The sequence below is a fragment of the Pseudomonas sp. GW823-FHT02E01 genome, assembly GCF_058797535.1.
In genome coordinates, this window is the sequence record NZ_JBXAJS010000008.1 from 297,026 (window position 1) to 317,898 (window position 20,873).

Below are 20,873 nucleotides of genomic sequence, written 5' to 3' on the forward strand. Positions count from 1 at the left end.
CTCCCTGCGAGGTTGACCGCCTAGTGTTCGCTCGTCTTTTTTCCCTCCCGTGTATTGTCCTTGTCTGCCTGATGACGCTGCTGTCAGTGGCGCCTGCCCAAGCGGCCGGCCTGCCGGGCCTGCTCAACAACCAGGCCAAGGCGCAGCCCGAAGCACAGGAACCGCTGGGGCAATCCCTGGACGAAGTGATCAAGTCACTGGAGAACGACCAGCAACGCACCAAGCTGCTGGCCGACCTGAAAAGGCTCCGCGACACCACCAAACAGGCCCAGCCGATTACCGAAGAAGGCGTACTGGGCCTGATTGGCGGAACCCTGGCCAATTTCGAGAAGAAATTTTCCGGCGTCGACAGTCCGCTCACGCTCTGGTCCAGTGAATTCGATCAGGCCAGGGAAGAACTGGTGGCGCTGGCGCTGCCGGCCAATGAATGGCTGCCCATGCTGTTCGCCTTTGCCATGATCCTGATGATCTGGAGCCTGCTGGCCGCTGCCCTGATCTGGATCAGCCACCGCGTGCGGATGCGTTTCGGCCTGACCGAAGAACTGCCGCAGCATCCCAGGGCCCTGGACATGTTGCGTTTTGCGCTGCGCAAACTCGGGCCATGGCTGATCGCCCTGGTGATCACGGTCTACATGAGCTACGCCCTGCCCTCGTCCCTGGGCAAAAGCCTGGCGATGGTGCTGGCCTATGCACTGGTGGTCGGCACCTGTTTCTCGGCCATCTGCGTGATTGCCTTTTCCCTGCTCGACGGCCCACACCGCCACCGCGCCTTGTACATCCTTCGGCACCAGGCGTTTCGACCGCTATGGCTGATCGGCAGCTTCGCCGCGTTTGGCGAAGCGCTGAGCGATCCGCAACTGGTCAACAGCCTCGGCAGCCATCTGGCCCATACCGCCGCGACTGCCGCCAATGTCCTGGCCGCGCTCTCCACAGGGCGCTTCATCCTGCGTTTCCGCCGGCCAATCGCCCACCTGATCCGCAACCAACCGCTGTCCCGGCGCCTGACCCGCCGCGCCCTCAACGACACCCTGTCGATTCTCGGCACCTTCTGGTACGTGCCGGCGCTGGTGCTGGTGGCCATTTCCCTGTTCGCGACGTTCATTTCCGCCGGCGACACCAGCACCGCCCTGCGCCAGTCGCTGATCTGCACGGTTTTGCTGGTGTTGTGCATGGTCATCAACGGCCTGGTACGCCGCCACGCCCTCAAACCGCAGCGCGGCATCCGGCGCTACGCGGTGTATTCGGAACGGCTGAAAAACTTCTTCTACACCATCGTTCACCTGTTGGTGTGGCTAGCCTTTATCGAACTCGGCCTGCGGGTCTGGGGCATGTCGTTGATCCGCTTTACCGAAGGCGACGGACATGAAGTCAGCGTCAAACTGTTCAGCCTCGCCGGCACGCTACTGTTTGCCTGGCTGATCTGGATTCTCAGCGATACCGCCGTGCACCACGCACTCACCCGCTCGCGCAAAGGCCTGGCCAACGCCCGCGCACAGACGATGATGCCGCTGATCCGCAATGTGCTGTTCATAGCGATTTTCATCATCGCGCTGATCGTTGCCCTGGCGAACATGGGCATGAACGTCACGCCCCTGCTGGCCGGTGCCGGTGTGATCGGTCTGGCCATCGGTTTTGGTGCGCAGTCGCTGGTAGCCGACCTGATTACCGGGTTGTTCATCATCATCGAAGACTCCCTGGCCATTGACGACTACGTGGATGTCGGCGGCCACCTCGGCACGGTCGAAGGCCTGACCATCCGTACCGTGCGCCTGCGGGACATCGACGGCATCGTCCACACCATTCCGTTCAGCGAAATCAAAAGCATCAAGAACTACTCCCGGGAATTCGGCTACGCGATCTTCCGGGTAGCGGTGCCGGCCAACATGGACATCGACAACGCAATCAAACTGATGCGCGAAGTCGGCCAGAAAATGCGCACCGACCCGCTGCAGCGGCGCAATATCTGGTCGCCGCTGGAGTTCCAGGGGGTGGAAAGTTTCGAGTCGGGCAACGCGATCCTTCGCGCCCGGTTCAAGACGGCGCCGATCAAGCAGTGGGAGGTTTCGCGGGCGTTCAACCTGTCGCTCAAGCGGCACATGGATGAAGCCGGACTGGATCTGGCGACACCGCGGATGAGTGTGCAAGTGATGACAGCCGGTGCAGGGTCACAAGAGTAACAAACGAAAAGGCAGCGTGGAAATATCCAAAGCTGCCAGTTTTCACTTAAAGAACATTACGACTTGCCCAACATCAACCTCAAGAGCCGGGCACTTCAATACTTTTAATACTCAGCCCAATCGATACAGGCTCTGGAGAGTATGATTGACTTTCAGGGATTTTTTTCCAGACCCCATTTCCGTTTGGCACCATATATTTAACATTGCCCGAAGCGGCCTCCACCCTGACTTTCTGGGCGGCTATCAGAAAGTTATAGAGTGTATCTATATCATTGAAAGCATCATCCCCATCAAACTGCAGAACCGGTGCACCGTAAACTGTAGACAGATTAATCAAAGCGTTCCCTAGTGCAACACCACTCCATTCCATTGAGCCCGTCTCGGTATCCTGCAGATGAAAAATTGTCGGCTGAGTGCGTAGCTCCAGATACCCACTCTCATCACAACTTACGCAACCAGCCTGCTCCCCAGCCACATAGATACTGCAGTAACTACCTATAAAATTAAAATGAAAAAGCGCTGGCTCGCCGTTGTTCCAGCGCGTCCCTATACGTCCATTTTCCAGCACCATGACCGGACGCCCGGAAATATCCAGGGTGGCAGAAAATGAAAAAATCGATGCCATCATAACAATATCCTTATATAAATAACTCCAATACCGCCTGTATAGCGGCGACCCCAACTTACTCGGGAAACACGAATAAGAACAGTAAAACAGCGCACCAATTAATATCAGTATTTAACCACCAGATCAGACGCACACTTGCCGTGCCTTTATTCACGCGTCCGCTTCATGGACGACTGAAGCAGAATCAAACTACATCAACTCCAACATGAATCGCATCATGCCGCCAGAACTCCAGGTCGCAGTCGATCAAGCGTTCATGCTGGTCATAGTTGACCCGGGCAATCTGCAAGCCCGGGCTACCCACCGACACTTTCAACGCCGCCGCCGCATCCACCGACAACGCCGTAGGTACAATCTCGAAGCGCACCCGCCCGTAGTGCAAGTCGTAATGCCGCGCATACAACTCGGTGATCGACTGATTCAGATCGAACTCAAGAATCCCCGGGAAATACTGTGGGTTCAGATAGTGTTCCACATACAACACCAGTCGCCCGTCAATCCGCCGGGAACGGCAGATCTGAATCACGCTCGACAGCGCCGGCAATTGCAGCCAGGCACAGATTGCCGCCGATGCCGGCTGCAATCGCGCCGAAATCACCTCGGTCGACGGCACCCGCCCCTGGGCGCTGACCATCGCGTGAAAGTGGCTACGCTGCATGAGGTTGTAGGCCAGGCGTGGCGGCGAGACGAACCAGCCGCGACGCTCCTCGCGATAAATCTGCCCCTGGGACTCCAACTGCAACAACGCTTCACGCAAAGTGATCCGTGTGGTGCCAAACAATTCACTGAGCTTGCGTTCGGCCGGCAATTTGCTGCCGGGGGTCAACAGTCCATGGTCGATCTGTTCCTGAAGCACCTGGCCGATGGCTGTTACCGCTTTTGTTGCCTCTTCACGCATCAACGTTTCCTTTCTGGACTAGACCAGCACCATTTCAGGGCAGAACCGCAGTGTAAACCGGCTCATTCAATAGTCTGCAGCGTAGGCAGTGCAGATGAACCAGATGTGACAAAGCCGCCCAACGGTCGCCATTCCCTGCCTTCAACAACTTGCAATTCATCGGCCAAGTCCCTTGCCACCCGGGGTCTTGACCATGGTCTACGCTTAGCAGGCCAGTCGCGATACCGCTGAACAAAAAGTCATTCCGGGCGACGAACGACATCAAAGTGTCATCCAGTCCCCTTAAATTGGCTCAGGTATTGCTGACCTAGACCAACACAAACCGCAATCGCAGCGTTGAACACGACCCAAGGAGCTTCGGAATGAAAAAGCTTTTCCTGGCATCACTGTTAGGCTCGACCATCGCAATGTGCACCGCCGCCATCGCGGCCGATGATCTGAAAACCCTGGAAGCCGCTGCGAAAGCGGAAGGCGCCGTCAACAGCGTTGGCATGCCCAATGACTGGGCCAACTGGGCCGGCACCTGGAAAGACCTGAGCGACAAGTACGGCCTCAAGCACATCGACACCGACATGAGCTCGGCCCAGGAGATCGCCAAGTTCGCCGCGGAAAAAGACAACGCCAGCGCCGACATCGGCGACGTCGGTGCAGCGTTCGGCCCGATCGCGGTCAAGCAAGGCGTGGTCCAGCCTTACAAACCTTCGACCTGGGATCAGATTCCGGCCTGGGCCAAGGACAAGGACGGCAACTGGGCACTGGCCTACACCGGCACCATCGCTTTCATCGTCAACAAGAAGTTGCTGCATGGCTCCGAGGCGCCAACCAAGTGGGCTGACCTCAAGGGCGGCAAATACAAGGTCTCCATCGGCGACGTGAGCACCGCGGCCCAGGCAGCCAACGGCGTATTGGCCGCGGCACTGGCCAACGGTGGCGACGAGAAAAACCTCAAGCCTGCCCTGGATCTGTTCGCCGACATCGCCAAGCAAGGTCGCCTGTCGATGTCCAACCCGACGATTGCCACCATGGAAAAAGGCGAAATCGAAGTCGGCGTGGTCTGGGACTTCAACGGCCTGAGCTACAAGGCCAAGATGGCCAACCCGGATGACTACGTGGTGCTGATCCCGTCCGACGGCTCGGTGATCTCCGGCTACACCACCATCATCAACAAGTACGCGAAAAACCCGAATGCGGCCAAGCTGACCCGCGAATACATCTTCAGTGACGCCGGCCAGATCAACCTGGCCAAGGGCAACGCCCGTCCGATCCGTGCCGAACACCTGACCCTGCCAGCCGAGGTGCAGGCCAAGCTGCTGCCTAACGAGCAGTACAAGAAGGTCACGCCGATCAAGGACGCGGACGCCTGGGAGAAGACTTCCAAGGCCCTTCCTCAGAAGTGGCAGGAAGAAGTCATCATCAATATGCAGTAAGCGGGTAGCCCACCAACGGGAGGCCTGATGGAGATCCCTGTGGGAGCGAGCTTGCTCGCGATAGCGACCTGACATTCAGCATTGATGTTGAATGGAAGTCCCTCATCGCGAGCAAGCTCGCTCCCACAAGGGATTGGTTGCGTACTTGAATCATCTGTTTTGCGGAGTTTTTGCCCCTATGAAGCACAACGTCATCCTTGTCGTGCTCGACGGCCTCAACTACGAGGTCGCCCGCCACGCCATGGGGCACCTGCAGGCCTACGTCGGCGCAGGACGCGCGGCACTCTACAAACTGCAGTGCGAGTTGCCGGCCCTGTCCCGCCCCCTGTACGAATGCATCCTGACCGGCGTCGCGCCGATCGACAGCGGCATCGTCCACAACAATGTCTCGCGCCTGTCCAACCAGCGCAGCATCTATCACTACGCCACTGACGCAGGCCTTGTCACCGCGGCGGCGGCCTATCACTGGGTCAGCGAGCTGTACAACCGCTCGCCCTTCGTGGCGGCCCGGGACCGTCACACCGATGACCCGCAACTACCGATCCAGCATGGGCATTTTTACTGGAACGATCACTACCCGGATTCGCACCTGTTCGCCGACGCCGAAAACCTGCGCCTGCGCCATGCACCGAATTTTCTGCTGATCCACCCGATGAACATCGACGACGCCGGGCACAAGCACGGCCTCGACACCCCGCAGTACCGCAACAGTGCCCGCTCGGCCGACATCATCCTGGCCGACTACCTGCAAGGCTGGCTCGATGCCGGTTACCAAGTGCTGGTCACCGCCGACCACGGCATGAACAACGACCGCTCCCACAACGGGCTGCTTGCCGAAGAGCGCGAAGTACCGCTGTTCGTCCTCGGCGACGCATTCAGTTTCGATTCGGGCGCTGCGCCCGAACAGACTGACATTTGCGGCACCGTCTGCGAACTGCTGGGCGTGCCTCACGACAAGCCGGTGTGCCGGGAGCTTCTGAAGTGAATTCCATGACTCGCGGCAAATGGCTCGCGGCCTTGTGCCTGGTGCCATTTGCGCTGTTCTTCATCGTGTTCGAAATCGCACCGCTGACCTGGGTGATGATCAACAGCCTGCAATCGGAAGAGTTCGGCTGGGGCCTGGCCAACTTCAGCAAGATCTTCAATTCGAAGTTCTACTTGCAGGCGATCCAGTACAGTCTCGAGATCAGTTTCTGGTCCAGCTTGTTCGGCATCATCATCGCGGTACTCGGCGCCTATTCCCTGCGCCGGGTGGACTCGAAACTGCGCAACTTCGTCAACGCCTTCGCCAACATGACCAGTAACTTCGCCGGTGTGCCCCTGGCCTTCGCGTTCATCATTCTGCTCGGCTTCAACGGCAGCTTCACCATCATGCTCAAGCAGGCCGGAATAATTCAGGACTTCAACCTGTACTCGAAAACCGGGCTGATCATTCTCTACACCTACTTCCAGATTCCCCTCGGCGTGCTGCTGCTGTATCCGGCCTTCGATGCACTGCGCGAAGACTGGCGTGAGTCCGCTGCGCTGCTCGGCGCCGACGGTTGGCAGTACTGGCGGCACATCGGCTTGCCTGTTTTGACGCCGGCACTGCTGGGCACCTTCGTGATCCTGCTGGCAAACGCCCTCGGTGCCTACGCCACGGTGTACGCCCTGACCACCGGCAACTTCAACGTGCTGCCGATCCGCATCGCGGCGATGGTGTCCGGTGACATTTCCCTGGACCCGAACCTGGCCAGCGCCCTGGCCGTGGTGCTTGTGGCCTTGATGACCCTGGTGACCATCGTGCATCAGTTGCTGTTGAAGAGGAGCTACCATGTCTCGCGCTGAACTGGGGCCCGCCGGTGTCTACCACCGCGTCGTGGTGTATCTGCTGTTTGCCATCCTGCTGTTGCCGCTGCTCGGCACGCTGATCTATTCGATCTCCAGCAGTTGGTCGGCGACCATTCTGCCCAGTGGCTTCACCCTCAAGTGGTACATCCAGCTGTGGAGCGATCCGCGCTTCCTGAATGCGTTCGGGCAGTCGCTGCTGGTCTGCGTCGGTTCGCTGATTCTTTCGGTAGTGCTGATTCTGCCGCTGCTGTTCGTGGTGCATTACCACTTCCCGAAACTCGACGCACTGATGAACATCCTGATCCTGCTGCCCTTTGCCGTGCCGCCGGTGGTGTCGTCGGTGGGGCTGTTGCAGCTTTATGGTTCCGGACCATTCGCCATGGTCGGCACGCCGTGGATCCTGATCGGTTGCTACTTCACCGTGGCGCTGCCGTTCATGTACCGGGCGATCACCAACAACCTGCAAGCGATCAACCTGCGCGACCTGATGGATGCCGCCCAGTTGCTCGGCGCCAGCACCTTTCAAGCCGCCTTCCTGGTGGTGCTGCCGAACTTGCGCAAGGGCCTGATGGTGGCGTTGCTGCTGTCGTTCTCGTTCCTGTTCGGTGAGTTCGTGTTCGCCAACATCCTTGTCGGTACCCGCTACGAAACCCTGCAGGTCTACCTCAACAACATGCGCAACAGCAGCGGTCATTTCACCAGTGCGCTGGTGATTTCCTACTTCTTCTTTGTGCTGGTTCTGACCTGGATTGCCAATATCTTGAACAGGGACAAAAGCGAATGAGCTATGTCAGCGTCCAACATCTTCAGAAAAGCTTCGCCGGCACCACGGTGTTCAGCGACATCAATTGCGAAATCCAGAAAGGTGAATTCGTCACCCTGCTCGGTCCGTCCGGTTGCGGCAAATCCACCCTGCTGCGCTGCATCGCCGGCCTGACTTCGGTGGATGGCGGCAAAATCCTGCTCGATGGTGCCGATATCGTGCCGGTGAGCCCGCAGAAACGCGGGATCGGCATGGTGTTCCAAAGCTATGCGCTGTTCCCCAACATGACCGTGGAGCAAAACGTCGCCTTCGGCCTGCGCATGCAAAAGGTCAATGCCGATGACAGCCGCAAACGCGTCGCAGAAGTGCTCAAACTGGTGGAGCTCAATGACTTTGCCGCGCGTTACCCACACCAACTGTCGGGCGGTCAGTGCCAGCGCGTGGCCCTCGCCCGCTCCCTGGTGACCCGGCCACGCCTGTTGTTGCTGGATGAACCGTTGTCGGCGCTGGACGCGCGGATTCGCAAGCACCTGCGCGAACAGATCCGTCAGATCCAGCGTGAACTGGGCTTGACCACGATTTTCGTCACACACGATCAGGAAGAAGCCCTGACCATGTCTGACCGGATTTTCCTGATGAATCAGGGAAAGATCGTACAAAGTGGCGACGCCGAAACCCTCTACACTGCGCCAGTCGATGTGTTCGCCGCCGGGTTCATCGGCAACTACAACCTGCTGGACGCCGACAGTGCCTCGAAGCTGTTGCAGCGACCGATCAACAAGCGCATTGCCATTCGCCCGGAAGCCATCGAACTGAGCCTCAACGGTGAACTGGACGCGCAAGTACGCAGCCACAGCCTGCTGGGCAACGTGATTCGCTACCGGGTCGAAGCCCGGGGCGTGGAATTGGTGGTGGATGTGCTGAACCGCTCGGCGGCCGACCTGCATCCCGATGGTCAGCGCCTGGCGCTTTCCATCGATCCGACGGCCCTGTGTGAGGTAGCCTGATGCCTTTGCTGACGCTGAAGAGAGAACTGCACTGATGGCCCTGGCAATTTTTGATCTGGACGAAACCCTGATCCACGGCGACTGCGCCTCACTGTGGAGTGAGCAAATGGTCCGCCTCGGCTGGGTCGATGGCGAGTCGTTCCTGCGTCGCGACAAGGAGTTGATGGATGCCTACGGCAGGGGCCATCTGGCCATGGAGGATTACATGACCTTCAGCCTGGAACCGTTGATTGGTCGTACGCCTGAAGAAGTCGCGCACCTGGTTGGTCCGTGGGTAGAGGACTTCATCGAGCCGATCATTTTCAGCGATGCCACCAAAGCCATCGCCGCGCACCGCAAGGCCGGCGACCGGATCCTGGTGATCTCGGCCTCGGGCACGCACCTGGTCGGCCCCATCGCCGAGCGCCTGGGCATCGACGAGATTCTGGGCATCGAACTGGAAGTGGCCCATGGCGTCTACACCGGCCACACCGTTGGCACCCTGACCTACCGCGAAGGCAAGATCACCCGCTTGCTGGAGTGGCTGGATGCAGAGGAGGAAAACCTCGAAGGCGCGAGTTTCTATTCCGACTCCCGCAATGACCTGCCGCTGTTGCTGAAGGTGGATTTCCCCCACGTGGTCAACCCGGATCCGGTGTTGCGCGAGCAGGCTGAAAAGGCTGGCTGGCCGATCCATATCTGGAAGTAACCCGGATCCCCTGTGGGAGCGAGCTTGCTCGCGATAGCAGTGTGTCAGTCAACGTTAATGCCGACAGACAGACCGCCATCGCGAGCAAGCTCGCTCCCACAGTTTTTTGTGTTGTCAGGTGAGGCTTTCGTCAATCACTAGCACCACCTTCCCCGCCACGGTATTACTCGCCAACTCGGCAAACGCCGCCTCGGCATCCTTGATCGGGAATGTCCTGGCCAGTTGCGAGCTCAAGCGCCCTTCAGCAAACAACGGCCACACATGCTGGCCCAAATCACTGAACAGATCGGCCTTGAACTGATCGTCACGACTGCGCAAAGTCGAACCCAGCAACTGCACACGCTTGGCCAGCACCTGGGCCAGATCCAGCTTGGCCTCGCGGCCGCCCATCAGACCGATCAACACCCAGCGGCCATCCTGCGCCAGCAGCTTGAGGTTCAGGGCCGCGTAATTGCCGCCCACCGGATCGAGAATCACATCGAACGGCCCCAGATCCCGCAGGCTTTCCAGATCGCCATTACGCACCACGCCGCCTTGGGCGCCCAGCGCTTCGCAGTACGCCAATCGCTCTGCGGAGCCGACGCTGACCCAGCACGGGTTACCGAAGGCTTTGCACAGCTGAATGGCAGCTGAACCGATTCCACTTGCCCCGGCATGCAGAAGAACTTTCTGACCCGGTTTGAGCGCGGCCAGTTGAAACAAATTCAACCAGACTGTTGCATAAACTTCGGGCAATGCAGCCGCTTCGAACAGTGACATTCCATCGGGAACCGGCAGCACATGCCGCCCGTCGACAACCACCTCTTCGGCCATCCCGCCCCCGGCCAGCAAGGCGCAAACCCGATCGCCAACCTGCCAGGAGGACCCGGCACCCACCTCGCTGATGACCCCCGAGCACTCTAGACCGAGCACTTGACTGGCCCCTGGCGGGGGCGGGTAAAGGCCGGCCTTCTGCAACAAATCGGCACGATTGAGGCCCGCTGCCGCCACTCGTATACGAACTTGTCCTACATCGCATGCAGGACTCGGCTCATCAACCCATACCACTTGACCGTCAACGCCTTGCAATGCTTTCACAGTGCCTCCATAGTGAGTCTGGACTGAGCCCGAAGCTATAGCGTCGGGTTTTTTGCATTATGCGACCGGCTCCCAAAGAACCGGCGACTTCAAAGACGGCCTAATATGCGTTATCAATTGTCCCCGCGTCGAATCAGCATGAAGCATCTGTTCCCCAGCACTGCCCTCGCTTTATTCATCGGTATCGGCTTGCTGCCGATGTCGAGCAATACATTCGCAGCCAATAGCTGGGACAAGCTTCAACCCGATCGTGACGAAGTGATCGCCAGTCTGAACGTCGTGGAGTTGCTCAAGCGTCACCACTACAGCAAGCCGCCGCTCGATGACGCACGCTCGGTAATCATCTACGACAGCTACCTCAAGCTGCTGGATCCGTCGCGCAGCTACTTCATGGCCAGCGACATTGCCGAATTCGACAAGTGGAAGACGCAGTTCGACGATTTCCTCAAGAGCGGCGACCTGAACGCCGGGTTCACCATCTACAAGCGCTACCTGGACCGCGTCAAGGCGCGTCTGGACTTCGCTATTGCCGAGCTGAACAAAGGCGTCGACAAGATCGACTTCACCACCAAGGAAACCTTGCTGATCGACCGCAAGGACGCCCCTTGGCTCAAATCCACCGCAGAACTCGACGACCTGTGGCGCAAACGCGTCAAGGACGAGGTCTTGCGTCAGAAGATCGCCGGCAAGGATTCCAAGCAGATCCAGGAAACCCTGACCAAGCGCTACAAGAACCAGCTGGCGCGCCTGGACCAGACCCGCGCGGAAGACATCTTCCAGGCGTACATCAACACCTTCGCCATGTCCTACGACCCGCACACCAACTATCTGTCGCCGGATAACGCGGAGAACTTCGACATCAACATGAGCCTGTCCCTCGAGGGCATCGGTGCCGTGTTGCAAAGCGATAACGACCAGGTGAAAGTCGTGCGCCTGGTGCCGGCAGGTCCGGCGGACAAGACCAAGCAGGTTGCACCGGCCGACAAGATCATCGGCGTTGCCCAGGGCAACAAGGAAATGGTCGACGTCGTGGGCTGGCGCCTGGACGAAGTGGTCAAGCTGATCCGTGGTCCGAAGGGCACCGTGGTGCGCCTGGAAGTTATCCCGGCCAGCAATGCGCCGAACGACCAGACCACCAAGATCGTGCCGATCACCCGTGAAGCGGTGAAACTCGAAGATCAGGCCGTGAAAAAGTCGGTCTTGAATCTGAAGCAGGACGGCAAGGACTACAAGCTCGGCGTCATCGAGATCCCGGCGTTCTATCTGGACTTCAAGGCCTTCCGTGCCGGCGATCCGGATTACAAGAGCACCACCCGCGACGTCAAGAAACTGCTGACCGAATTGCAGAAAGAGAAAGTCGACGGCGTGGTCATCGACCTGCGCAACAACGGCGGCGGTTCCTTGCAAGAGGCCACCGAGCTGACCAGCCTGTTCATCGACAAAGGCCCGACCGTGCTCGTGCGTAACGCCGATGGCCGGGTCGATGTCCTGGAGGATGAAAATCCGGGCGCGTTCTACAAAGGCCCGATGGCGTTGCTCGTCAACCGCCTGTCCGCCTCGGCTTCGGAGATTTTTGCCGGTGCCATGCAGGACTACCACCGCGCGCTGATCATCGGCGGCCAGACCTTCGGCAAAGGCACCGTGCAGACCATTCAGCCGCTCAACCATGGCGAACTGAAACTGACCCTGGCCAAGTTCTACCGGGTTTCCGGGCAGAGCACCCAGCATCAGGGCGTCTTGCCGGACATCGATTACCCGTCGATCATCGACACCAAGGAAATCGGTGAAAGTGCCCTGCCGGAAGCCATGCCATGGGACACCATCAAGGCGGCGATCAAGCCTGCGGTCGACCCGTTCAAGCCGTACATTTCGCAGCTCCAGTCCGAGCATGACGTGCGTACGGCCAAAGATGCGGAGTTCGTGTTCATCCGTGACAAGCTGGCCCTGGCGCAGAAACTGATGGCCGAGAAAACCGTCAGCCTCAATGAAGTCGAGCGTCGTGCCCAGCACGCCGACATCGAAGCCAAACAGCTGGCCATGGAAAACATCCGTCGCAAGGCCAAGGGCGAAGAGCCGCTCAAAGAGCTGAAGAAAGAAGACGAGGACGCCATCGCGGCCGAGGATGACAAGACCAAACCGGAAGACGACGCCTACCTCAGCGAAACAGGGCGGATTCTGCTGGACTACCTGAAACTCAACACGGCAGTGGCCAAGCACTGAGTTTGTACAAACAACTGATGGCAATTTAATGCTGACGCCCCGGTAGCGTCATCAAACAGTCATCATTCTGTCGTGAAATAAAGGACCGGGCGTGCTCTTTTTACCAAGGGCACGCCCGGTCCTTTTTTTATTGCCAGAGATCGCCATGACCACAACCGAACAGCTGAGTGCCTTGAGCTCGATCCTGAGTCAAAGCGGTTTACACAGTCTGTTCCAACCGATCATCAGCCTCTCTGAACGACGCATCCTCGGTTACGAAGCCCTCAGTCGTGGCCCCTCCAACAGCCCTCTGCACTCCCCTGTCGCCCTGTTCGCCGTCGCCCGCCAGGCCGGACGCCTGAGCGAGCTGGAAATTGCCTGCCGCAAAAGCGCTTGCCGACGCTTCAATGAGCAACAACTGCCTGGCCTGTTGTTCCTTAACGTGTCCCCGGAGTCCCTGCTCGAAGCGGCCCATCAACCGGGGCGCACCCTGCAATTGCTGCAGGATTTCGGCATTGCGCCAAGCCAGGTGGTCATCGAGCTCACGGAACAGACGCCGACGGACGATTTCCAGCTGCTGCAAACCGCCCTGCATCACTATCGGGCGATGGGGTTTTCGATTGCGCTGGATGACCTGGGAGCGGGCTATTCGAGTTTGCGCTTGTGGTCCGAGCTACGGCCGGATTACGTGAAAATCGACCGGCATTTCATTGATGGCATTCATCAGGATGCACTCAAGCGCGAGTTCGTCGGCTCGATCCTGCAAATCGCCAAGGCCTCGCGGGCGCAAGTCATCGCCGAAGGTATCGAGCTCCCCGAAGAACTCACGGTGCTGACAGAAATGGGCGTGGACCTGGTACAGGGCTATCTGCTCTGCCGCCCCCAGGAACACCCGCCACGGGATGCCCGGACATTGATGCCCCGACAGGACAGCACCGCCGTTGCACTGAGCGAAGACGGCAGCGACCTCAGCGCCCTGCTCAACGAGCTGCCCGCGGTGAACCGCGACACGCCGACCGCCACGGTGCTCGAAGCCTTTCGCCGCCAGGCCAACCTGAACTCGCTGGCAGTCCTGGATGAACAGGGTCAACCCTGCGGCATTGTCCATCGTCATTCGCTCTCCGACGCCCTGCTCAAACCCTTTGCCACCGACCTGTTCGCCCGCAAGCCCATCAGCCGCCTGATGAACGATGACTTCCTCGCCGTCGAGCTGAGCCAGTCACTGCAACAAGTCAGCCGCCTGATCACCAGCCGTGCCCGCCAGCGCATCGAAGAAGATTTCATCATTACCCTCAACGGCGGTTACCTGGGGTTGGGCCGGGTGATCGACGTGCTCAAGCTGATCACGGAACTGAAGATCCAGCAGGCCCGCTACGCCAACCCGTTGACCTTGCTTCCGGGCAACGTGCCGATTCAGCAATGCCTGACGCGACTGCTGCAACAGCGAAGGGAATCGGTGATCTGCTACGTGGACATTGATAGCTTCAAACCTTTCAACGACATCTACGGCTATGGTCGCGGCGACGAAGTCCTGCTGTGCCTGGCGCAATGCCTGAACGATCGCATCGACCCGTCCCGCGACTTCGTCGGCCACATCGGCGGCGATGATTTCCTGCTGGTGCTAGGCCCGGAAGACTGGCGCAAACGTTTGAACCAGTTGCTTGACGACTTCCAGAGCCAGTGCCGGCGCTTCTACCGCAGCGAGCACTTGGAAGCCGGCTGCTTCATCGCACCCAATCGCCAGGGGCAGCGCCAGGAGTTTGCGTTGTTATCGCTGTCGATCGGCGTAGTGCATTTGCATCCACAGGCCTGTGGACAACTCGATGCGAGCCAGTTGGCCGAGATGGCATCACAGGCCAAGCACCATGCGAAGAATGTGCAGGGCTATAGCGTGCATGTGATTGATAGCCGGGTGGTTTCGACTGTTGAAGAGCTGCTCGTTTCCGGGCATCGATAAGGGCGCTTTCCGGCTTCACTCCGATCAACGAGGCGCCGAGGAAGACTTCAGCTCTTCGAGCTTGATCGGCGCCAATGGATGCCCGGCCTTCGCCGCCATCTCCCAGAATCGCGCCGCTTCGACCGGATCCGGAGCCTTGCTCGCCGTCCCGGCCAGTGTGATCACGCCCACCTGATACGCCGCCTTGCCATCGCCCGCCAACGCCGCCAGGCGCAACAAACGCACGCCCTCCTCACGAGCACCGAGGCCGACGCCGCGAAACGCCAGGATGTGCCCATAGAAGCTCTGGGCGCCGACATCGCCCAGGTTGGCCATGCGTGCGAACTGGCCTTCGAGCCAGCGCCAGCCACGTGGCTGACGGACAAACCATGACCAGTGAAACAATCGGCGCGCGAGCCAGTAACCAGCCCGCGCCTTGAGTTGTAAAAACACTCAGGCCTCGGCCGATTCCGGGTATTCGTACTCGAACACCCGCACCACTTCCGAAGCATGCCAGGACGCGGCGGCAACGCCGTCAGACGGCCCGGAAAAACGCCCGAGACGCTCGACACATTCAAAGAAACCGGTGCGCGGCAAGCGGCTGGCGCCCTGACTGATCACCAGTGAACTGCGCAATGGCTGCTCCGCCCTGGCGTCCAAAGCCGCCAGATGCTCAAGGGCCGCCGTCAGGGTCTGCATGGCCGGGGTCGGCAGCTGCAAACGCTCCAGCAATGCCCGATACGTCAACAGATGGCGCTGGCGACGCGCCTGATCCAGTTCGCCGAGCAATCCGTCCCAATGTTGACGACTGATGCGTACGCTCACGATTCATCCCTCCACCCTGGCACCGTCAATTCCCAGGCCAGGCTACGGCGAATCGCGGCGTCGGGCAGACGCTCGCCACTTTCGATCATGGCCAGGTAAGACGGGCTGATGCCTACCGTGCGGGCCAACGCCTCGATGGCGATGCCCTTCCCCTCGCGCAAACTGCGTAGTTGATCCAGACCCGGAAGTATCGCGTCTGGTGTCGCCGCCTGAGGCTTCGTGGCTTGAGGCGACGCTTGCTCTTTGATGCCCGCTGCTTTCAATAACGCCTGATACTGAGCCCATGGCAGAACCGCATATTCGGGCTCGCCTTCGCGTGTAATTATCTGAATATCCATCACTACCCCGTAGGACAACAACACTTAGCGAGTCGGCACTTTTCCCTAGAAGTGTAATCCTAACAGCGGCCAAGGTCGCGGGGGGCATCAATCTATGAACTCATCAAAATCGAATCAGTGTTTTTTCGGGCCTTGAAGTTGAAGTTGCTCGGGGGTATCAGGCAGACGCTCAACCACCGCGAGCTTCTCGGGCACCTGCCGTTTGCGCCAGGCGCGGAAGGCATTGAGCTCGTCGTCGAGCACTTTCATCAGCCATGCCAGTACCGCGATGTCATCGAGCATGCCAAATACTGGAATGAAATCCAGGATCGCATCCACCGGACTGAGGAAATACATCAGGCCCGCGACAACCGAAACCAGCGCCTTGGGGCTGATGGCGCGATACTCACCACGCCAGTAGGCCAGGCAGAGTGCCTGCAACAGCTTCAAGTCGTCCTTGATCTTGCCCAATCGATTACCCTGGCTTGCGCCTTTACTGGCGACCGCGAACAACAGGGTTGGCAATCGACCGCGTGCCAGCAGACGTCCGGCCAGTGGCAGGAAACGAGCGAAACTCCAAGGCGTTTTCATCATTCCTCCCGTTGAAATGTTATCCACACAAATTGTGGATAACCTTGTGAACAGAGCTGCTTTTCATCGCTGTAAGCCCCGTTTTACAAGGCCCGCGTTCAGATCGGGCGTTTTTTACTCATCAAAAAAAACCCATAATTTCATTGACTTGGCGGCCTTGTGCGTCTACCGCCAACACTACTATGCCTAAGACTCCAGCCTAGAGCGTCTGTTCGTTTTGTTTACCCGTACCGAACGCCAGATGCAACAACGCCCCGCATGAGCGAGGCGTTGTTATCGAAGCAGGCGCTGGTTACTTGGCAGCGGCGTCTTCTTTTGCCGGATCCTTGATGGCCAGCAGTTCCAGGTCGAATACCAGCACCGAGTTGGCTGGAATCGCCGGGCTTGGGCTTTGAGCACCGTAAGCCAGGTCAGCAGGGATGTACAGCTTGTACTTCTCGCCAACGTGCATCAGTTGCAGGCCTTCGACCCAACCCGGGATCACACCGCTGACCGGCAGATCAATCGGGCTGCCGCGCTCGACGGAGCTGTCGAATACGGTGCCATTGGTCAGCTTGCCGGTGTAGTGAACGGTCACTACGTCAGTCGGCTTTGGCTGAGGACCATCGGCTTTCTGCACGACTTCGTACTGCAAGCCCGAAGCGGTGGTGGTCACGCCAGCTTTCTTGGCGTTGTCTTCGAGGAATTTCTTGCCGGCAGCCGCCGACTCTTCGCTCATCTTGGCCATGCGCTCTTCGGCACGCTTTTGCAGTGCGGCGAACGCCTCGACCAGTTCTTCGTCTTTGAGCTTCTGCTCTTTCTTGCCGACGGCGTCTTCGATGCCCTGGGCTACAGCCTTGGAATCCAGGTCATCCATGCCTTCCTGAGCCAGGCTCTTGCCCATGTTCAGGCCAATGCCGTAGGAAGCTTTTTGCGCCGGAGTTTTCAGCTCTACGCTGGTCTGCGAATCACAACCCGCGAGTACCAGGCCAACCAGGGCTACCGCCGCCGCCAACCGATGCTGTTTCATGCTATTTCCTTGTTCATGCGCCTAAAGGGCAATCGAGTAAAGCCGCGAGCTTATCAGGCCGCCACGACCAATGGCTACCGGCATGAGAGCCGGAAACAATTGATAAGTTCAGGTGTTTAAACGCATTTCACAATTCCTGTCGATGAAGCTTCTTTCATCTTGTTCCGACGCAGGCTGATTCCTGAACCTACAATATCTGGCGTAATGGCCTCTTGCCCCACCCTGAGTGCTCGGGCATAACGGCAGGATAATTCGACAAGGAAGTTTATTTTGCGCCTCTTCTTTCGTTTGCTGATTCTCATCGCACTACTGCTCGGGCTGGTCATCGCCGTGGTTCTTTATTACGTCGCCAACCCGAAATTGCCGGCCTGGTCGCCCGCACAACAGGTGCATTACCTGGAGCAATGGAGCGCCGCCGATCGAGATACTTATTACTTCACGCCCCAGGGCACTCAGGTCAAAGGCTTGCGCTATGACTGGTTCACTGCCCTCGAACTGCCCTTCTCGCAACAACGCTTCGCCACCCCCGAATACCTCGCCCGCTTCGGTTTCCTGGTGGACCCCGGCCAGGCACCAACACCGAACAACCCCGGCAACCTCCCGGCAGGCTTTACCCGGCACCAGAACGCGGGGAGCCCGGATGTGTTTCTGGATATCACCTGCGCGGCCTGCCACACCGGTGAACTGCGTTTCAAGGGTCAAGCCCTGCGTATCGACGGCGGCTCGGCGCAACATGTGCTGCCGTCCAGTGTTCCTACGCTCAAAGGCGGCAGTTTCGGACAGGCCCTGGTGGCCAGCCTCGCCTCCACTTACTACAACCCGTGGAAATTCGAGCGCTTCGCACGCAACGTGCTTGGCCAGGACTACGAGACGCGCCACCAACAGTTGCGCAAAGATTTCAAATCTTCACTGGATACATTCCTCAAAGTGGCCTGGAACGACACCCATCGCGGGCTCTATCCGACCGAGGAAGGCCCGGGGCGCACAGACGCCTTCGGGCGCATCGCCAACGCCAGCTTCGGTGATGCGATTTCCCCCGACAACTACCGCGTGGCCAATGCCCCGGTCGATTATCCACAGCTGTGGGACATGTGGACGTTCGAATGGGTGCAGTGGAATGGTTCGGCGAAACAACCCATGGCCCGCAACATCGGCGAGGCGTTGGGCGTCGGCGCCACGCTGAACTTCTTCGACAAGAACGGCCAGCCGCTGATGGGCGATGCCCGCTATCCGTCGAGTGTTCGCGTACGCGATCTGCACCTGATCGAAGAAACCCTGCAACGACTCTCACCTCCGGCCTGGCCGGAAGACCTGTTGGGCGCGGTCGACAAGCCTCTGGCAGCCCAGGGGCGCACCTTGTTCGCCGAAAACTGCGCGGGTTGCCATGTACCGCGCACCACCCAGGGCGAGGGACGATACGTCCAGCACCTGAAAATGCTCCCGGTGGATTACATCGGCACAGACCCCGGCGCGGCCAACAACATCGCCGACCACCGCTTCGACCTGACAGCGCTGCAATGGAAGCAGGCCGAACTGGAACAACTCGATGTCGAGCCAAAACCCGACGAGCCTCTGGACCTGAGCAAGATGTCCGTGGCCAAGGGACTGGCCTATGTCACCGCCTATGTCCAGGGCCGCGCGTATCAAGACGCCAATGTCACCCCTGCCGAGCGCCCTGAAATGGACGGTTTCGGTCTGCCAATCGGAGTGCGCGAATTGCGTTCGTACAAGGCCAGGCCATTGGCGGGTGTATGGGCGACACCGCCGTTTCTGCACAACGGTTCGGTACCGAGTATTTATCAGCTGCTATCGCCTCAGGATGAGCGTGCGACCACGTTCTATAAAGGCACTTTCGAATACGACCCGGGACACCTGGGTTACCGCACCGAAGCCTTTGCCAATGGCTTCCTGTTCGACACGCGTATCACCGGCAACCACAACAGTGGCCATGAATTCCGTGCCGGCAAACTCGGCAATGGCGTGATCGGCCGCGGGTTGCAACCGCAAGAACGCTGGGCATTGCTGGAGTATCTGAAAGTGCTGGGCGGCCCGCTGGAGGCGCAATTGCCATGACCACTGCCTCAGTCAGGAGAACGTTCCCATGCTGATAACGCTCTGGCTGCGCCTGGGCGCCTTCCTCGCCAGGCTGTTGCTGTGGTCACTGGTCCTCGGCGTGCTGGGCTGGGCCCTGGCCAGCGCCTGGTTTGCCTGGCAGCATCGCGGGCCGGTCTCGGCGCAGGAGTTGATTGCGGACGACGAAGCGGCGATGACCCAGGACATCATCCAGACCGCCGTGCGCATCGTCGATCAGCACCGTGAAAGCACCCGCTACCTGCGCGACGCCCATGCCAAGGCCCATGGCTGTGTGAAGGCCGAGGTTCAGGTGCTGCCGGAACTGCCAGGCGAACTGCGCCAGGGTGTGTTCAGCGAGCCGGGTAAAACCTGGCAAGCGACAATGCGCCTGTCCAACGGCAATGCCTACCCGCAGTTCGACAGCATCCGCGACGCCCGGGGCATGGCGATCAAACTGTTCGATGTGCCGGGCAAGCAACTGTTGAGCGACCGGCAGGGCCGAGGTGAACAGGACTTTGTGATGTTCAACCACCCGAACTTCTTTGTCAGTAATGTCGCCGAATACCGTCAGAACGTCGCCGCCCAGGCCGATGGTAAAAAGATGATGGCCTTCTTCCCCGGCCGGGACCCACGCACCTGGCAGGTTCGCCACCTGTTCATTGCCCTGGCGACACTGGCCCCTGCCCCGTCGAGCCCGACCCAGACGACGTACTTTTCGGTTTCACCCTACAAATTCGGTGAAGCCAATGCGAAGTTCCGGGTCATGCCCGATCCCGATGGCTGCCCGGCCTACAACCTGCCGGAACAGAATCGCAAGCTGCCAAACTTTCTGCGCAATGCGCTGAACCAACAGCTGTCGACCGACCGGGTGCCTGCATGTTTCGCCTTGCAAATCCAGCGACAGGACGCCAACAAGTACATGCCGATTGAAGACACCAGCATTGAGTGGCGCGAGAGCGATGCGCCCTTCGAGACGGTGGCGCGAATCAAGGTTCCGGCGCAGGACTTCGATACACCGGCGCTGAACCTGCAATGCGACAACCAGTCGTTCAATCCCTGGTTCGGCATCGAGGCGCACCGACCGATTGGCGGGATCAATCGCCTGCGCAAGGCCGTGTATGAAGCCGTCAGCGACTACCGGCACAGCCGTAACGCCGAACTGTAGGAGCGAGCTTGCTCGCGAAAAACCCATGGGCGCCGCTGGCTATCTGAATCTACGCGTTATCGTTAACGACCATCGCGAGCGAGCTCGCTCCTACGGGGAGCGAGGAAAGCCAAATCCCGGACAGCAAAAAGCCCGCACAAGGCGGGCTTTCTGTGGTGACCTGGCGTTCAGTGTTCCAGGTTACCGAATATGGCGCAGCGGACGGGACTCGAACCCGCGACCCCCGGCGTGACAGGCCGGTATTCTAACCGACTGAACTACCG

19 protein-coding genes are annotated in these 20,873 nt (G+C 59.3%); 11 read left to right on the forward strand and 8 right to left on the reverse strand.

The window, feature by feature from the left end; genetic code table 11:
* The first annotated feature begins 71 nt into the window (after positions 1-71).
* Positions 72-2,177: a mechanosensitive ion channel family protein gene (locus tag AC1RDQ_RS20900; RefSeq protein WP_492588002.1), complete on the forward strand. Its 2,106-nt coding sequence runs from the start codon at positions 72-74 to the stop codon at positions 2,175-2,177.
* A gap of 79 nt (positions 2,178-2,256) precedes the next feature.
* Here AC1RDQ_RS20900 and AC1RDQ_RS20905 read toward each other — a convergent pair whose 3' ends face one another.
* Both AC1RDQ_RS20905 and AC1RDQ_RS20910 read right to left on the reverse strand, forming a co-directional pair.
* Positions 2,257-2,805: a hypothetical protein gene (locus AC1RDQ_RS20905; protein WP_492588003.1), complete on the reverse strand. Its 549-nt coding sequence runs from the start codon at positions 2,803-2,805 to the stop codon at positions 2,257-2,259.
* Positions 2,806-2,989: 184 nt separating this feature from the next.
* The gene (locus tag AC1RDQ_RS20910; RefSeq protein ID WP_159389544.1) at positions 2,990-3,703 is read right to left on the reverse strand and encodes a UTRA domain-containing protein; all 714 of its coding nucleotides are present in this window, start codon (positions 3,701-3,703) and stop codon (positions 2,990-2,992) included.
* 362 nt (positions 3,704-4,065) lie between these two features.
* Between AC1RDQ_RS20910 and AC1RDQ_RS20915 the strand changes: the two genes are divergently transcribed.
* The 6 genes from AC1RDQ_RS20915 to AC1RDQ_RS20940 all read left to right on the forward strand — a co-directional run bounded on the left by AC1RDQ_RS20915 (position 4,066) and on the right by AC1RDQ_RS20940 (position 9,418).
* Positions 4,066-5,130, forward strand: coding sequence for an ABC transporter substrate-binding protein (locus tag AC1RDQ_RS20915; RefSeq protein ID WP_218497232.1), 1,065 nt, complete (start codon positions 4,066-4,068; stop codon positions 5,128-5,130).
* A 178-nt stretch (positions 5,131-5,308) separates the two neighbouring features.
* Complete coding sequence (locus tag AC1RDQ_RS20920) at positions 5,309-6,115, forward strand: alkaline phosphatase family protein (RefSeq protein WP_057715773.1); 807 nt, start codon at positions 5,309-5,311, stop codon at positions 6,113-6,115.
* Positions 6,116-6,120: 5 nt separating this feature from the next.
* Positions 6,121-6,957 (forward strand): ABC transporter permease, encoded by an 837-nt coding sequence (locus AC1RDQ_RS20925; RefSeq protein WP_492588009.1) that lies wholly within the window; start codon positions 6,121-6,123, stop codon positions 6,955-6,957.
* Positions 6,944-7,744, forward strand: a complete 801-nt coding sequence (locus AC1RDQ_RS20930; RefSeq protein WP_090453956.1) for an ABC transporter permease — start codon at positions 6,944-6,946, stop codon at positions 7,742-7,744. Before AC1RDQ_RS20925 ends, AC1RDQ_RS20930 begins: the two co-directional genes overlap by 14 nt.
* On the forward strand, positions 7,741-8,730 hold the full coding sequence (locus AC1RDQ_RS20935; RefSeq protein ID WP_218497218.1) for an ABC transporter ATP-binding protein: 990 nt from the start codon (positions 7,741-7,743) through the stop codon (positions 8,728-8,730). The genes AC1RDQ_RS20930 and AC1RDQ_RS20935 overlap by 4 nt, the downstream gene beginning before the upstream one ends.
* Before the next feature lie 34 nt (positions 8,731-8,764).
* Positions 8,765-9,418, forward strand: a complete 654-nt coding sequence (locus AC1RDQ_RS20940) for an HAD family hydrolase (protein ID WP_090453955.1) — start codon at positions 8,765-8,767, stop codon at positions 9,416-9,418.
* Positions 9,419-9,532: 114 nt separating this feature from the next.
* On the opposite strand, the gene AC1RDQ_RS20945 is transcribed toward AC1RDQ_RS20940, so the two are convergent.
* Positions 9,533-10,495: a zinc-binding dehydrogenase gene (locus AC1RDQ_RS20945; RefSeq protein WP_489340053.1), complete on the reverse strand. Its 963-nt coding sequence runs from the start codon at positions 10,493-10,495 to the stop codon at positions 9,533-9,535.
* A 138-nt stretch (positions 10,496-10,633) separates the two neighbouring features.
* On the opposite strand from AC1RDQ_RS20945, the gene AC1RDQ_RS20950 reads away from it, so the two are divergent.
* Positions 10,634-12,715 (forward strand): carboxy terminal-processing peptidase, encoded by a 2,082-nt coding sequence (locus AC1RDQ_RS20950; protein WP_167362851.1) that lies wholly within the window; start codon positions 10,634-10,636, stop codon positions 12,713-12,715.
* A 145-nt stretch (positions 12,716-12,860) separates the two neighbouring features.
* Complete coding sequence (locus AC1RDQ_RS20955; RefSeq protein WP_492588004.1) at positions 12,861-14,651, forward strand: bifunctional diguanylate cyclase/phosphodiesterase; 1,791 nt, start codon at positions 12,861-12,863, stop codon at positions 14,649-14,651.
* A gap of 24 nt (positions 14,652-14,675) precedes the next feature.
* Here AC1RDQ_RS20955 and AC1RDQ_RS20960 read toward each other — a convergent pair whose 3' ends face one another.
* The 5 genes from AC1RDQ_RS20960 to bamJ all read right to left on the reverse strand — a co-directional run bounded on the left by AC1RDQ_RS20960 (position 14,676) and on the right by bamJ (position 17,372).
* On the reverse strand, positions 14,676-15,083 hold the full coding sequence (locus AC1RDQ_RS20960) for an SEL1-like repeat protein (protein WP_057715781.1): 408 nt from the start codon (positions 15,081-15,083) through the stop codon (positions 14,676-14,678).
* Entirely contained in the window at positions 15,084-15,455 is a 372-nt protein-coding gene (locus tag AC1RDQ_RS20965; protein WP_007898892.1) for a hypothetical protein, read from the reverse strand. It abuts the gene before it with no gap.
* Positions 15,452-15,793 (reverse strand): helix-turn-helix domain-containing protein, encoded by a 342-nt coding sequence (locus AC1RDQ_RS20970; protein WP_007974980.1) that lies wholly within the window; start codon positions 15,791-15,793, stop codon positions 15,452-15,454. Before AC1RDQ_RS20970 ends, AC1RDQ_RS20965 begins: the two co-directional genes overlap by 4 nt.
* A 114-nt stretch (positions 15,794-15,907) precedes the next feature.
* A complete protein-coding gene (locus AC1RDQ_RS20975) occupies positions 15,908-16,363 on the reverse strand; it encodes a YkvA family protein (RefSeq protein ID WP_057715782.1) in 456 nt (151 codons plus the stop codon).
* 292 nt (positions 16,364-16,655) lie between these two features.
* On the reverse strand, positions 16,656-17,372 hold the full coding sequence (gene bamJ / locus AC1RDQ_RS20980; RefSeq protein ID WP_090453947.1) for a BamJ family beta-barrel-assembly machinery protein: 717 nt from the start codon (positions 17,370-17,372) through the stop codon (positions 16,656-16,658).
* 270 nt (positions 17,373-17,642) lie between these two features.
* On the opposite strand from bamJ, the gene AC1RDQ_RS20985 reads away from it, so the two are divergent.
* Complete coding sequence (locus tag AC1RDQ_RS20985; RefSeq protein ID WP_057715784.1) at positions 17,643-19,445, forward strand: di-heme-cytochrome C peroxidase; 1,803 nt, start codon at positions 17,643-17,645, stop codon at positions 19,443-19,445.
* Between the two features lie 28 nt (positions 19,446-19,473).
* Positions 19,474-20,610 carry a catalase family protein gene (locus AC1RDQ_RS20990; RefSeq protein ID WP_057715785.1) on the forward strand — a complete coding sequence of 379 codons (1,137 nt, stop codon included), beginning with the start codon at positions 19,474-19,476 and terminating at the stop codon, positions 20,608-20,610.
* Positions 20,611-20,873: the final 263 nt, after the last annotated feature.

Coding starts and splice junctions, on each gene's coding strand:
- AC1RDQ_RS20900 (WP_492588002.1), top strand. CDS start 72: ATGACGCTGCTGTCAGTGGCGCCTGCCCAAGCGGCCGGCCTGCCGGGC.
- AC1RDQ_RS20905 (WP_492588003.1), bottom strand. CDS start 2,805: ATGATGGCATCGATTTTTTCATTTTCTGCCACCCTGGATATTTCCGGG.
- AC1RDQ_RS20910 (WP_159389544.1), bottom strand. CDS start 3,703: ATGCGTGAAGAGGCAACAAAAGCGGTAACAGCCATCGGCCAGGTGCTT.
- AC1RDQ_RS20915 (WP_218497232.1), top strand. CDS start 4,066: ATGAAAAAGCTTTTCCTGGCATCACTGTTAGGCTCGACCATCGCAATG.
- AC1RDQ_RS20920 (WP_057715773.1), top strand. CDS start 5,309: ATGAAGCACAACGTCATCCTTGTCGTGCTCGACGGCCTCAACTACGAG.
- AC1RDQ_RS20925 (WP_492588009.1), top strand. CDS start 6,121: ATGACTCGCGGCAAATGGCTCGCGGCCTTGTGCCTGGTGCCATTTGCG.
- AC1RDQ_RS20930 (WP_090453956.1), top strand. CDS start 6,944: ATGTCTCGCGCTGAACTGGGGCCCGCCGGTGTCTACCACCGCGTCGTG.
- AC1RDQ_RS20935 (WP_218497218.1), top strand. CDS start 7,741: ATGAGCTATGTCAGCGTCCAACATCTTCAGAAAAGCTTCGCCGGCACC.
- AC1RDQ_RS20940 (WP_090453955.1), top strand. CDS start 8,765: ATGGCCCTGGCAATTTTTGATCTGGACGAAACCCTGATCCACGGCGAC.
- AC1RDQ_RS20950 (WP_167362851.1), top strand. CDS start 10,634: ATGAAGCATCTGTTCCCCAGCACTGCCCTCGCTTTATTCATCGGTATC.
- AC1RDQ_RS20955 (WP_492588004.1), top strand. CDS start 12,861: ATGACCACAACCGAACAGCTGAGTGCCTTGAGCTCGATCCTGAGTCAA.
- AC1RDQ_RS20970 (WP_007974980.1), bottom strand. CDS start 15,793: ATGGATATTCAGATAATTACACGCGAAGGCGAGCCCGAATATGCGGTT.
- AC1RDQ_RS20975 (WP_057715782.1), bottom strand. CDS start 16,363: ATGAAAACGCCTTGGAGTTTCGCTCGTTTCCTGCCACTGGCCGGACGT.
- bamJ (WP_090453947.1), bottom strand. CDS start 17,372: ATGAAACAGCATCGGTTGGCGGCGGCGGTAGCCCTGGTTGGCCTGGTA.
- AC1RDQ_RS20990 (WP_057715785.1), top strand. CDS start 19,474: ATGCTGATAACGCTCTGGCTGCGCCTGGGCGCCTTCCTCGCCAGGCTG.